Below are 14761 nucleotides of genomic sequence, written 5' to 3' on the forward strand. Positions count from 1 at the left end.
ATGCCATTCGTCGCTATCGCGCATTGGCGCGAAAGCTGGATCAGACGCGCGTCTTGTCTGAACGCATCATACTATTTTTCGGCTCAGGGGTTCCGAAACGAAAGAGCGGGTCATAAAACCGCTGACTGTTACGTGCGGATGGGACGATCGAGGCAGGAATAATCCTGCGCGCGGATAGACGGCTTGCCCTTTTCTTACTATACATTGATACGGTGATGGTTATGGCGGGTTATCATGGGCTAAGTAAGCGCCATTCGGGCCAGACCTTTACTATACACTAAGGAAACAGAGGTAACAGTAAGGTAGAGCAGGGAGCAGGGGTTGAGGTGAGTTAGGTTTCGCTTGTTTGTGTCCGCTGTTTTTCCCGCCTTGGCGGGATTGCGCGCGCTCAAAAGCTAGGGCATGCGTAGCAAGGACCGCACATTACGATAATGAGGCAATCCTAAAAAAATTGCGGCGGGATAATTCTCAGGCAGGCAAGACCATCCGCCTTGACTCACGCACTATAATATAGCATAGCCATCTCGAAGGAACCCCTTTTCCAAAATCAACGAAAAGGGCAGCGGGGTCACTTGTTTAGGTAATGGTCGAGCCTGAAGACACTGCTTTTATCAGGCGTATCTTCTCTTGTGTCACCACTGTTCTTCGCATCTTGTTCCTGCTCGAGCAGAATAAGATGGTGGACTAATAAGTGGGGACTTTGCTCCTTTTCTTGTAGCGCACCCTTAAGGGTGCGCTACGGTTTGGCAGGGGAAAGCAGTATTCACAAAAGTACACACTACTATCTGCATCATCCAGAATAAGATTCGGATTGACCGGGGTTCATACGATGGTTTAGTATGCGGCAATAAGTATCCGGAGATGTCGGGAAGGTATCGGGCTTCTGGGCGTGAACGCTCATCTGCCAGGAGAGGAAAAGATGAAAAAAGTTGCGGCGGTGGTTGTGATCACGATCATCATGGTCGTGGTAGTCATGCTCGTGCGCGGGGCGGCGCGTGAAATCCCCTTTGCAGACGTGTTTCCCGCAGGCGCCATCGGGTATCTGGGCGTGCGCGGAGGGGCCGAGCTCGTTGACGATCTGATCGGCTCGAATGCATGGAAGAAACTGAACGGCGTGGAGAGCGTGAGGGACTTCACGCGAGAGGCGCGCGCCACAATTGAACGCGGCGGCGCCCCGGTCCCCGCACTCAGGACTTTCTCGGCCCTGCTTGGCGAGCACGCGGCGGCGGCCATCTACGGCAGGGAGAGCCGGTTCGGCAGGTCCATCCTCGCGGCTGTCAAAACAAGAGAGAAGGGGGAGGCGATCCTCGCGCTCGTCACGTCAGGGTTCGGCGGGAAGGCAGTCGGCAGCTACAGGGAGCGGGAGCTCTATTCCTTCCGGATCCCCGCGCTCGTCGGGCTGGAGGGAGTGTATGCGAGAGGGGGCGACACCAGTATTGCGGTTGTATCGCAATCCGATCCGATGGGTCTTTTGAAGGCCGCAATTGACCTGAGCGCACGCAAGGGGGGGAGCCCGCTGTCAGGAGATAAACAGTTCAAGGCGGGACTCGGGGCGCCGCCCCGTGGTGCGGGCACACTCATCGGGTGTGCCTACCTTGATATGAAAGCCATTGAAAATGAGTTTCAAGGATTGGGGGCGGCAATCGCGACGCGGATGAGGGAGAGAAACTCTGCCGCCGCCGATGCGGTGGCGAGGGTAGGGATGGGCCGGTTCCCCTGCATGTCATGGGGCGGATACCTCTACCGGCATCAGGGCCTCGTGGGGAAGCTCCATACGCGCTTGGACGCAGCGCGGCTGAGCGCGGAGCAGCGGGCGCTCTTCGATGGCGGCTCCGGGAAACTGGATCTGCTCAGGTATGTGCCCGCGGGAGCCATTGCCGTGAGCGCCTCGCGCCTGGGAAACATCCGCACGGCGTGGAAATGGTACAGGGCGCAGGCGGGGCCGAGCCAGCCGATGAATATCCTGTCTCTGTGCGAAAAGAGGTTTGGTATCAACTTCGAGCGTGACGTGCTCCCGTGGATGGGCGAGGAGATGAGCCTCCAGCTCTCGGACGTCGTCGCGGGAGGTCTTCTCCCCGTCGTCCGGCTTGAGCTGATACTGTCGGTGAGGGATAAAGACGCCGCGGATAAAACGCTCACCGCGCTGATGGGGCGCATCGCGAAGCCGCCCGCCACGCAGACCACGCAGCAGTCGTGGGCGTTCTTGAGGCCGGAAATCAGCTGCGAGGAATACAAGGGCGAGAAGATCAAAACCCTCTCGTATCCGATCCCCGGATTCTCACCATCCTATGCGCTCAGTGACCGCTACCTCATCGCCGGCCTCGACAGATCATCGGTGCAGGCAATCATTGATGTGGGAGCGGGCGCACGCGGCGCGCTCCCATCGAGCGGGAAGTTCGCCGAGATGAGGAAGGTGCTCCCCGGGAGATTGAACCAGTTGAGCTACATAGATTGCGAGCGGGCGCTTGGAGCGGGTGAGGGCGTGGTGAGATGGCTGCTGGCGGTGAAGAAGCTCATGGGTACGGCTGACAATCCGGAGAAGGCGAAGGAGATGGAGAAGGTCGAGGCGGATCTCCCCCGGATCTTCGCCGCACTCAGGGTTTTCCGCGCTGTCATGGCTGGCAGCACGGTGATGGGAGACACGATTGACTCGTACTTCATCCTTCGGATGAGCGATATTTGACCGGCCCCGGTCGCCGATGTCGGCGAGGGGGAACTCTTGACCGTGGTGGTTCTCTCCGGACTTCCGCGACCGGCGTAATGCCTCAGTGAGGGAGGGGAGATAATCAAATTGAAGCAGATTATATAAGGTTTTGCCGCGGATTTTCGCAGATTGTAAAAACAGCCTAACGTGTAAGGCAATAAGCCTAAAAACCACTTTAAGCTTTCAACCTTCAACTTTAAACTGTAGGCCATATCCGCGTTCATCCGCGGCTACTACCCCGAATTACCCCACTGAAATGTACATCAATAGAAAATTTGCAATTATTTGGTGGCGATTATGCTATAATATTTAGAATACGCTTTCGTTATGCGAACCGAGGAGGGGGAAATGAGTGGTTATAGCTTTTTCACACCTATCCTGTTTTGTCCCACTCTTCTACTCGTTATCGTACCCCCAAGGATAATCCCTTGGAGCAAATTGCACAATGCTACTTCATGCGCATCCATTAAATCGGGATGCGCTTTCTACCCGACCTTATAAAGGAGTCATACATGAAAAAGTCATTTATTGAAGGACTAGACATTCTCTCATTGTCTTGTTTAGTCTTATTGTCCTTTTCGAATGTCACCCAAGCCCAACTTCAGCCCAACGCCCCCTGGCCGATGTTCCACCAAAATGCCAAGCACACTGGCCTGAGCCCCTATGCCGGACCGTCCATACCGTCTCTGGCGTGGAGTTATAAAACCGGGATCGGAATAGAATCTTCCTCGCCCGCGATAGGTTCAGATGGGAAGGTGTATGTAGGCTCGTGGGATAATTGCCTGTACAGCATCAATTCAAATGGAAGTCTTGGCTGGAGTTATAAAGCAGGGATGTGGGTACATTCCTCGCCCGCCATAGGTTCGGATGGGAAGGTTTATGTCGGCTCAACGGATGGTAGACTCTATAGCATTAATTCAAACGCGAGCCTTGGCTGGAGTTACACAACCAGAGGAGACATAGAGTCCTCGCCCGCGATAGGTTCGGACGGGAAAGTGTGTGTCGGCTCTTTTGATAATTACCTCTACAGCGTCAATTCAAACGGAAGCCTCGACTGGAGTTACCAAACCGAGTTAGGCATAGATTCCTCGCCTGCGATAGATTCGGATGGGAAGGTGTATGTCGGCTCGTATGATTATTGCCTCTACAGCATCAATTCAAACGGGAGCCTTGACTGGAGGTATAGAACCGGGGACAACATAATGGAATCTTCGCCTGCGATAGGTTCGGATGGGAAGGTGTATGTCGGCTCGCATGATACTCGCCTCTACAGCATCAATTCAAACGCGAGCCTCGACTGGAGTTATAAAGCCGGGTTCTGGATAGAATCCTCGCCCGCTATAGGTTCCGATGGGAAGGTGTATGTAGGCTCTCTTGATAATTACCTCTACAGCGTCAATTCAAACGGAAGCCTCGGCTGGAGTTACCAAACCGAGTCAGGCATAACTTCCTCGCCTGTGATGGGTTCGGATGGGAGGGTGTATGTCGGCTCGTGTGATACTCGCCTCTACAGCATCAATTCAAACGCGAGCCTCGACTGGAGTTATCATGCCGGGCACTATATATATTCCTCGCCCGCGATAGGTTCTGGTGGGAAGGTGTATGTTGGTTCTTTGGTTGATAACCTCTATTGTATCAGGCAAGGCTCTACTCCGACTATCACGCCTACGCCCACAATCACTTCTACACCGACTATAACTTCTACACCCACAATTACCCCCACTCCAACAAACACCCCAACCATCACCCCAACTCCGACGATTACTCCTACACCGACGGTGACGCCGACGCAGCCGACACCCACGCCGACAAAGACCGCCACGATTACGCCAACCCATGTGCCGACAGCGACACCGACCACGCCTCCAGCGTACACGCCTACACCGGCGCCGACGGCAGAGAATGTGTTGAACGGAACATCATTTAAGGCGGGCGAGCAGCTCGTGGCGACATTCAAGGTGAACGAGCCGATCGAGACGCCGTTCGATGTCTACGCGGTGCTCATCCTGCCTAATGGGAGGATGCTGAATGCGAGGACATTGAATACACCGCTCAAGCCGCTCGCCCGGAAGGTGAAAAAACTCCCCGCGGGATTCACCTACCCCCTCCTGTCAAAGACAATTCCACCTGGAGCGCCGAAAGGGGAGTACGAGCTTGTGGTTGTGTTCTTTGACGCGACCAAGCCGTACCGGACCCGCGCCGACGCCTTCCTCGATGTGAGCGCAAAGTTCACGATACAGTAGCACAGCAGCTTGAAATCAGCGTATTTTCATCAGGGATAGCCCATAGGGTTTCAAAACTAACCTGGTGCCAAAATCACAGATAAGATCATGGGAAGAGCCTGGCAAGGGAGTGATTGATCTTCCACGTTGACCTTGTTGATGAAGATTGAAAAGGGAATTGGCAACTAACCCGTCTTTCGCAACTGAAGTATATAGAGATTCATAACTCCCTGTGAAAAATCTGTAGGTTGCTTGCACGCCTATAAAAGGTGCTGGAATCTATGATGACAATATTGGCGAAATGTGGACGATCGCGCATTAATAACGATAATTATGAGCGCATACAAAAATAATTAGCATATGTCAACTATATTATTGACGATGAGCATGCCGATTTAGTATAAGAACCAGAGCGGAAATAAGGAGTTCTTTATGGCCGCCGATCTGAGTATTGTATTAAAACTCTTCAAGCGCATCCAATCGCGGATGCGCTTTTATTATCAACAACTATTCATGGCATAGCAATGCGAGGAGGTTCTAATGAGAAATATCTTACTTCTTAAATCGGTGCGCTCTCCCTTGACAATGGTTTGTTCTTTGATGTTTATATTCTGTGCAGAGACATTTGCTGCCAACGAAACCACCACTGCAGCAATATTATCCCCTTCTTTCGAAGATGCTACTCCATGGATTATAGAAGAACATGGTAATGGTAGTTCGGAACAAATATCGAAAGGTGAAGACCCCGCGTGGGATCCTGCAATAACTGATGGGAACAAGGCATGGCACTTCAACGCTGATACGTTTATGGGCTCGACGCCTAATTTGGTGTATCAGGAGAATGTCGATCTAACAGGTGTGAACCAATTGATTTTTGATTGGGCTGCAACAGACGAGCATATTTACGGTGGAGGCAAAGTGGAAATTTTCTTTGGCTCGACGTTGCTATGGGCAAAAAATATATGGGTTCCTACAGGGGATCCTCAACACGGTACTTATTCATACTATAAGAATGAAACAATTGATGTGTCTTCGATTAGTGGCATAGCACGATTAACGATAAAGGCCTCAACAACAAACGATTGGTTTCAATTCATAATCGATAACATTAGGTTAGCCCCCTCTCCAAATAGGATATTTGATGATTTTGAGGATGGAAATTGGACATCAAATCCGGCATGGGTACCGGATATGGGAACATGGAATGTTACGACAGCCGCTAGGAAAAATAGCAGTTACGGTTTGGAATGTTCTGGCAGTTCTCGCATACACATTGACGTAGACTTTACTGTGCCTAATACTGAAACTATTAGACAAGGCTGGTGGCAGCAAAAGGGTAGCACAGGATTTTTCAAGATTTTCTGGAACGCTGATGATACCACGAATGGAGGGAATTTTATTCGTACAGGGATGAAGTATACTCCTCCGGTACTCTGGATTGAAATAATGAGGGATGGAGTTAGTTCCGGGGTTATATCTTCCGCGGACAGTTCTTATTGGAACAGTTGGTTTTATTCTGAAGTAACACGCAATGGGAGTGAAGCAACCGTAAAGATTTATGATAGTTCCATGACTGAGAGGTTCTCTCATACTGCAGCTTATGACCAGTGGAACATTAAGAAAGTAACGATACACAATGATTGTGGTCTTGGAGCTTATTTTGATGATTTGACCTATTCTATCGGAACTGGTTTTGACTCTCCAGAAATAAAATATATAAGTCTTAACCCACAAAGTATCCCAAATGACGGAACCCAAAGCACCGTCATACGAGCAATGATTTATGATGCGACGTCCTCCAATGATATCCAATCAGTCACTGCAAATTTATCTGACCTTGGGTTGGGGGCAACAGAAGTCATGTATGATGACGGGGTGAGGGGTGGAGATGTCGTGAGAGGTGACGGCATTTACTCCTACAGACTTACGATCAATAACCAGGCGATATCGGGAACCAAGGACTGCAGCATAACGGCTAGTGATAAATCGGGGAATACTGATTCAAAGAATTTCCAGGTGATTGTAACCGCTGGAGAACCGCCTCCGAGCGGTGGTGAAATGCAAATCGGGGTTCTCAAAGTAACTGCAAATAGCTTTGTCCCCATAGGACAGGATATGTGGCAAGCAGAAGGCTATATCCTGATCAATGATGTCCTTCATATAAATGGCACGGTGACCCTTGATCAGCGCGGCGGGAGTCTCAAGGTTTATGGTGACGGACTGCTTTATATTGTATCGCCGTATATTGGAACAATTGATCTCTGTAACGGGCATTTTGAGTTTGATGCAGCCCAAGGACTCACTTCCGGATTGCAAGATTGGTTATCGCTTCTCAAGATCGACAAAGAGCTCGAGGTGACGGTATCTTCGATCCGTTTGATCGAGGATGGCGTGGAACTTTCCGGCGATATCATAATGCCAAAAGCTCTTGGAGAAGGAATATCAGCGCATATCGAGAGTTTCACTGTGACGCAAACAGAGGGGATTAATATAGTTGCCACTGTTGATATTCCAGGTGAGATACTTATACCCGCGACAAGTTGGAGTCTCAAGAATACGCTATTATATATTGATACGGAGGGGGGGAACTATTCGGCGAAGGGGATATTGGATGTAAAGAACCTGTTCGAGGCCGAAACCGAAATTAAAATTATCGAGAATAGAATTGACAGTTTTGTCTTGGTGATACGTGACGGGCTTTGTTTTCCCATAGGGACAACATCGTTTTTCCTTGAGGGTATCGGCGGGGGAGTATATGGCTACAATAATCCGCCAGTCATAATTATTGCGGCTCTCGTTGTTGGAACCCCTGATCCTTTGTGCAAGGTGCATCTCGCCAAGGTAATAGGGGGAATGAAAATAGATACCAGCGGATATTTTTATGGGACGGTAGAAGTAATTGTGTTTGAGGTTGACGATCAATTTGAGGGGTACCAAATTGGCAATATGGAGGTCGAGTACGGTGTCCCTGGACATGTAAAAGCGGGGCTCCATGCAGATGGGCAAATCAACCTTATAGATATATTTGATGGTAATGGAGACATCAAGGTTGACCATGGGGGGAATCTCACAGGTGAAGCGCATGGTTCTCTTGAAGTACCAGAAGGGACACCGTTCATCGGCGGTATGCACATTCCCGTCGGCATTGATGTTTACTTCACAAATGATTATGTGAAGGGTGAAGTGGAAGTGGGTATCCTTACAGTAACTTTCGCCTTTGACAAGGAAGGTCACTTTGCAGCAGGACTGAACCTCCCGCCACTGGAGTTCCCACTTGAGAGAAGACTCGTCCGGGTTGAAAACGACAGGAGTGTGATCAGTGGCATTGTGGAAGGATACAATCTGCCTGTGGGCTTGGAGCAAGTCATTTTCCGGGCGACATGGGCGGAAAATGATACAGAAATGGAACTCGTGAGACCTGATGGAACACGCATACGACCCCAGGATGCCGATGATGTAACCATCACGTATGTAAAAATCGCAGCCCAGAGAGAAGCCTACTATGTTATTAAAAATCCGGAGGCTGGTTTCTGGCAGGTGGATTTAACTAACGATACAGGAATAGGGCAATACCAAATAGAGTTGCGCGGGGCAAACAGCGCCCCGATGCTTCAGGTGACCGCCCCGGACGGCTCACAAAGCGGTCAGCAGATTTACACAATCTGCTGGACTGATCACGATCCCGATAGCTCAGCCAAGATAAGTCTATTCTATGATAACGATAACCAAGGGGTTGATGGCACACTTATTGTATCGGGTATTGAAGAGGATGATGCTACAAATCAATACTCCTGGGATACAACGGGGGTTCCATCAGGCACCTATTACGTCTATGCTGTAATAGACGACGGAGTAAATGCGCCTGTAGTTTCCTATAGTCCGGGAACAGTGACGATGGTTAACCCGGACGAACCTTCAGCCCCGCAAAATCTGGTTGCCTTACCCTGCAAGAAGCAGGTGCATCTCTCTTGGGATCCGGTGGGGGAGCCAAATGTTGCTGGCTATAAGATTTCGTACTGGGCGACCGGACAGGAGGGTAACCCCGTGCTTCTCAGCGTGGCAGGGGAAACTAGGTGGACTGTCAGTGACTTGACCGCAGGTATAGAATATCACTTTGCAGTGGCAGCCTATGATGAAAAGGGCGTACAGGGTGCTCAGTCTGCGGTAGTTACTGCCACTCCAGAAGAGGATCCGGTAAATATTCCCCCGTATTTTTTATCCTCGCCAGTCACACTAGCCACAGAAGGGGTGCTATACGAATACCCGGTGGAAGCTGTTGATCCTGAGGGGCATCCGATTATCGTCGGAATCCTGACCGGGCCTGCCGGAATGAACGTCGAGAACAGAACACAGCATATTGTCTGGCAACCGCGACATAACGATATTGGCGACCACCCAGTAAGTCTTATGGTCCGTGATTGCAGAGGACTATCCGCGTTACAGGATTTCATACTTTCGGTGGAACCTGAAGCAACACCAACTCCCACAGAAACTCCAACAGAGACCCCGATCCTGACGCCGACCCCAACCGAGACGCCGACACGCACGCCAACCGTGACGCCTACGCCGACAATGACGCCGACGGTGACCCCGACGCCGACTAGGATGCCTACACAGGGGCCGGAATCAACGGATACGCCTGTGCCCACGGCAACGCCCACGCCCCTACCGACGGCGGTGACCGAGCTCAACGGCACCGCTTTCAGCGCAGGACAGCGGCTCACGGCTACGTTCAGGTTGAACACAGCGATCGAGAGGCTGTTCACCGTCTACGCGGTAATCATCCTGCCCGACGGGAAGACAATGCTGAACGCGAGGACGCTGGAAAGGCCGGTCAGGCCACTTGCCCGCAAGGTGAAAAGATTGTCCGCTGGATTCAGCTACCAGCTCATGTCAGAGACGATTCCGGCCAGTGCGCCTAAGGGAGAGTACGAGCTGGCGGTTGTGTTCTTCGATGCCACGAAGCCCTACCGCAGCCGCGCCGACGCATTCCTGGATGTGAGTGCCAAGTTCACGATAGAATGACTAAATCAGTTTGAACGGTTTGAACAGTTTGAATCCTTTGATCAGCTAGATGTTTTATACGATTTGACGGTCCTAGCTGTTCAAACAGATCAAACGGGTCCGCCGGCTCGAACGAAATGAAAGGAGAGCCCATGAAAAAGACCCTGTTGGTTATTTCCGCCCTCGTGCTAGCATCTCTTATCACTTGCTTCGCACAGCTTCAGCCCAACTCCCCATGGCCGATGTTTCACCATGATGCGCGGCACACGGGTCAGAGCGAGTACGCAGGGCCTTCGTTGCCTATGCTCAACTGGAGTTATATGACTGGAGACTGGATAGATCCTTCTCCCTCGATTGGGAGTGATGGGAAGGTTTATATCGGCTCGGAAGATGCAAATTTCTATGCCTTTATCTCAACCGGCTTGCTTGCTTGGAGCTATGCGACTGGACGGCGTGTGGATTCCTCTGCGGCGATAGGGAGTGATGGAGGGGTATATGTTGGTTCTGGTGATAAGAATCTCTATATCATGAACTCTAACGGTTCGCTCAGCTGGAGCTATGTCACTGGAAATGATGTGGAATCCTCCCCGGTATTGGGGAGCGATGGTAGGATATTCATTGGATCAGATGATAATAAGATCTACGCCCTGAATCCGAATGGCTCGCTTGATTGGAGCTATGGGACCGGATGGTTTGTGTCCGCTTGCCCCGCTCTTGGGAGTGGCGTAAAGGTGTATTTCGGTTCATGGGATAACAATATATACGCACTCAACTCTAACGGTTCGCTCAACTGGAGCTACGGGACTATGAATTACATATCCTGTACCCCCACTCTTGGGAGTGATGAGACGGTTTATGCCAGCTCTGAAGATTATAATTTCTATGCCGTCACTTCAAACGGCTTGCTCGACTGGAGCTATCTGACCGGAAGTATCCCTGCCTCTCCCTCGCTAGGGAGTGATGGAGGGATATATGTTGATTCCAATTATCTCTATGCACTCACCTCAACTGGCTTGTTCAACTGGAGTTATAAAGCTAATAATGATGGGATAACCTTTTCCTCATTAGCCCTGGGGAATGATGGAATGGTATACGTTCGCGCTGATAGTTATTATCTTTACTCTTTCAACTCAACCGGCTCATTCAGTTGGAGTTATAAGACGGCTTCGGTTGTAGTTTCATCTCCCGCACTGGGGAGCGATCGTAGGATATATTTTGGCTCATGGGATAATAACGTCTATTGCCTATCTCAAGGTTCCACACCTACAGTTACGCCGACGCAGCCGACTCCAACTCCGACACATACCCCCACCGTTACTCCCACGCACCAGCCGACCGAAATGCCGAGCTCAACGCCGACGAGTCCTCCTTCCACTTCAACCGCAACACCAGTTCCCCCCGCGGAGAATGTCCTCAACGGCATATCGTTCAAGGTGGGGGAGCAGCTCGTGGCGACATTCAAGGTGAACGTGCCGATCGAGACGCCGTTCGATGTCTACGCGGTGCTCATCCTGCCTAATGGGAGGATGCTGAATGCGAGGACGCTGGATAGGCCGGTCAGACCTCTTGCCCGGAAGGTGAAAAAGCTCCCGGCCGGATTCACCTATCAGCTCATGTCAAAGACAATCCCCACGGGTGCGCCGAAGGGGGAGTATGAGCTTGCGGTGATATTCTTCGATGCCACGAAGCCGTACCGGACCCGCGCCGACGCCTTCCTCGACGTGAGCTCGAAGTTCACGATACAATAGCAGCCGGTAGTCAACGTATTTCCGTCAGGGATGGCCTTGGCACAGACATATTCTCCGATGTCCATCCCGCACGGTTTTGAATGATATCCTTACTACGTCAATAATTGTCAACGCTCTGGGATATCCGTCATGCCCGCCATTACTTCAGGGATAAGGGATTAGGGGGAAGGGAGAAGCTAAAGAAACATTTTTCCTATTCCCTAATCCCTTATCCCTGCTTTACTGCCCCGTCGCCCCCGCCTGCACTTAGGAGGGAGCCTTAGTCGGCTCCCTCCTTTTTGTGCCCGTGAGGAGTCACACTTACTTCCATTGCCAATCGGCTCAAAAAGAAGTTGCGGAAGATGCCGCTTTCAGATAAACTTGCACCATCTACAATCAGGCGGGGGAACAATTTTTAATTTAGCTGCCTCGGAATTTCAATAACATTGGCACCTGATTAAGCTGATTGATACCCGCACCCTGAAGGGTGCGCTACAGAAAATCAGGCTAATCTGAAAGATCAGGTGCAAACAAATACGTTGCGAAGCTAACTCGCCCTGGAGCCTCATCATGTTTGGATATCTTCTCGGGCTTTTTTCAAACGACATAGGGATTGACCTGGGGACCGCTAATACCCTTGTGTATGTCAAGGGGCAGGGGATTGTGCTCATGGAGCCCTCGGTGGTGGCGGTGCAGACGGGTACGAACAATGTGCTCGCGGTGGGTGAGGAGGCAAAGAGGATGCTGGGGCGAACCCCGGGGAGCATCACGGCGATCCGTCCGCTCAAAGATGGCGTGATCGCCGACTTCGATATCACCGAGAGCATGCTGAGGTATTTCATTCGCAAGGTTCACAACCGGAGGGCCCTCGTCGCGCCGCGCGTGGTCATTGCCGTGCCCTCGGGTATCACCGAGGTGGAAAAGCGGGCGGTGAAGGACTCCGCCGAGCAGGCGGGGGCGCGCCTCGTGTATCTCATCGAAGAGCCGATGGCCGCCGCCATCGGCGTGGGGCTGCCCGTGCAGGAGCCCACCGCGAACATGATCATTGATGTGGGAGGGGGCACTACCGAGGTGGCGATCATCTCACTCGCCGGGATTGTGTGTTCCAGGAGCGTCCGCGTGGGCGGCGATGAAATGGATGAGGCGATCGCTCAATATCTCAAGCGGAATTATAATCTGATGGTAGGGGAGCGCACCGCCGAGGAGATAAAAATTTCCATAGGGTCCGCGTATCCCCTCAAGGAAGAGATGGCAGTGGAGGTGAAGGGAAGAGATCTGATCGCGGGCCTCCCCAAGACCCTCAGGATCACCTCGGAAGAGATACGAGAGGCGCTCTCTGAGTCCATCTCCACAATCGTTGAAGCGATACGGATTACCCTGGAGCGCTGTCCCCCCGAGCTCTCTGCGGACCTCGTTGACCGCGGTCTCATCATGACGGGGGGTGGTGCGCTGCTCAGGGGATTTCCCAAACTCGTGTCCGAGGAAACGGGCCTCCCCGTCCATCTGGCTGAGGAGCCGCTCAAGACGGTCGCCCTCGGCACGGGGAAAGTGTTGGACGAACTCTACTTCCTCCAGAAACTCATTCCCGCGAAACGCCAGGGGTCATAAGCCTGCGAATGGTCAGTCGAAATGTTATCTGGGTGGCTGTTGCCGGAGCCATTATAGTCCTCTCCCTCTCCCTGCCGTATCAGGTTTCCTCCCGATCACGGGTTGTGATCATCAGGGCGTTCTCACCCTTCATCAATCTGGAGCATTCCCTGATCAGCGGTGCGCGGCTGTTCGGGGTGAGGTGGAATTCCCGCGGGCGCCTGAAAGAGGAAAATATCGCGCTCCGGTGGAAGGCGAAGGAACTCTCGCGCGAGGTCGCCGAATTGCGCGATTTAAAAAATGAGAACCGGAGATTGCGCCGCCTCCTCGATTTCAAAGAATCCAGCAGCCACAGGCTGTTACCCGCGCAGGTCGTCGGAAGGGATGCACGCCATTGGTACAGCGGTGTGGTGATCGACAGGGGGACGCGGGATGGCGTCAGGCCTGATATGGCGGTGATCGACGACGAGGGGGTCGTGGGAAAAGTCGTCGAGAGCGCCCCCGAGATGAGCACGGTGTTGCTCATCGTTGACAAGCGAAGCCGGATCGGGAGCGTCGTCGAGCGCACGAGGGAAAATGGCGTGCTGGAGGGGACCTCATTCAATACGTGCAGACTGAGCTACCTCCCGCGCCGCGCGGAGATACGCGCCGGAGACAGAGTGCTCACCTCGGGGATGGGAGGGATTTATCCGAAGGGGCTCTACGTCGGGGAGTGCATCGGGGTGTATGAGGGGGAGTATGGCCTCTATACCTGCGCGGATATCTCTCCCGGTGTCAACTTCAGCACGCTTGAAGAGGTGCTTGTCCTCATTGACCATGCGGTGGAGAAGGGCGATTTACTCAGGTGAGGTTTGTTCTCGGGTTATTTATCCTTGTGGTCGCGGGGAGCCTCCAGGTTGCCGGGAGCCTCTCCCTCGCCAGGGTGCATCTCGGGATTGACCTCCCTCTTGTGTGTGTGATCTGCGGCGCCCTGCTCGTCGGAGAGAGCGCTGCGCTCGCGCTCGCGCTCTGTGCCGGCATGTTCAAGGATGCATTTTCAGCGGACTGTTTCGGCCATTCAATTGCGGTGTTCGTCGCCATCTCCCTTATCGTCAACAGGATCCGTCACTCGCTGTGGATCAGCCATTGGACCACTCAATCAGGTCTCGCTTTTGCGGGCACGATCATCGGCTGGCTCCTCTACAACCTGATATCGCGGATCCTTGGGCAGCCGCTTGATGGTGAGATCGGCGGCGTTTTGAAAAGCGCGGTGCTCAATGCGTGCGCGGCGCCGCCGCTCTTCAAGGTCTGGAGCGCGGCGATGAAGTAGGCGAGAAGGGTGTAAGGGGTCACTTATAGAGGGGGGCCACGGATGAACACGGATTATGACGGATATTCACAGATGAAAAGAAAGCTTCATCTGCGGCCATCCGTGTGGTTATCCGTGAAAATCCGTGGCGAACATCATTTACCGTTACCCCTGCAAAACTGATAATCATCCAAAGGCGAAAAGAACAAGTGTACAATCTCTGTGCAAG

General features: G+C 52.3%; 7 protein-coding genes. All 7 read left to right on the forward strand.

What is annotated here, in order from left to right; all coding sequences use genetic code 11:
* The first annotated feature begins 919 nt into the window (after nt 1-919).
* The 7 genes from NTX71_10315 to NTX71_10345 all read left to right on the forward strand — a co-directional run bounded on the left by NTX71_10315 (nt 920) and on the right by NTX71_10345 (nt 14553).
* Entirely contained in the window at nt 920-2683 is a 1764-nt protein-coding gene (locus NTX71_10315) for a hypothetical protein (protein MCX6340289.1), read from the forward strand.
* 533 nt (nt 2684-3216) lie between these two features.
* A complete protein-coding gene (locus NTX71_10320; GenBank protein MCX6340290.1) occupies nt 3217-4947 on the forward strand; it encodes a PQQ-binding-like beta-propeller repeat protein in 1731 nt (576 codons plus the stop codon).
* A gap of 519 nt (nt 4948-5466) precedes the next feature.
* Nucleotides 5467-9951, forward strand: a complete 4485-nt coding sequence (locus tag NTX71_10325) for a fibronectin type III domain-containing protein (GenBank protein ID MCX6340291.1) — start codon at nt 5467-5469, stop codon at nt 9949-9951.
* Between the two features lie 131 nt (nt 9952-10082).
* Nucleotides 10083-11678 carry a PQQ-binding-like beta-propeller repeat protein gene (locus NTX71_10330; GenBank protein ID MCX6340292.1) on the forward strand — a complete coding sequence of 532 codons (1596 nt, stop codon included), beginning with the start codon at nt 10083-10085 and terminating at the stop codon, nt 11676-11678.
* A gap of 549 nt (nt 11679-12227) precedes the next feature.
* Complete coding sequence (locus NTX71_10335; GenBank protein ID MCX6340293.1) at nt 12228-13265, forward strand: rod shape-determining protein; 1038 nt, start codon at nt 12228-12230, stop codon at nt 13263-13265.
* 8 nt (nt 13266-13273) lie between these two features.
* Complete coding sequence (mreC, locus tag NTX71_10340) at nt 13274-14092, forward strand: rod shape-determining protein MreC (GenBank protein MCX6340294.1); 819 nt, start codon at nt 13274-13276, stop codon at nt 14090-14092.
* On the forward strand, nt 14089-14553 hold the full coding sequence (locus NTX71_10345) for a hypothetical protein (protein MCX6340295.1): 465 nt from the start codon (nt 14089-14091) through the stop codon (nt 14551-14553). The genes mreC and NTX71_10345 overlap by 4 nt, the downstream gene beginning before the upstream one ends.
* The last annotated feature ends 208 nt before the right edge of the window (nt 14554-14761 follow it).

Source organism: Candidatus Auribacterota bacterium (assembly GCA_026392035.1).
In the GTDB taxonomy this organism is placed as follows: domain Bacteria; phylum Auribacterota; class Tritonobacteria; order UBA1439; family UBA1439; genus JAPLCX01.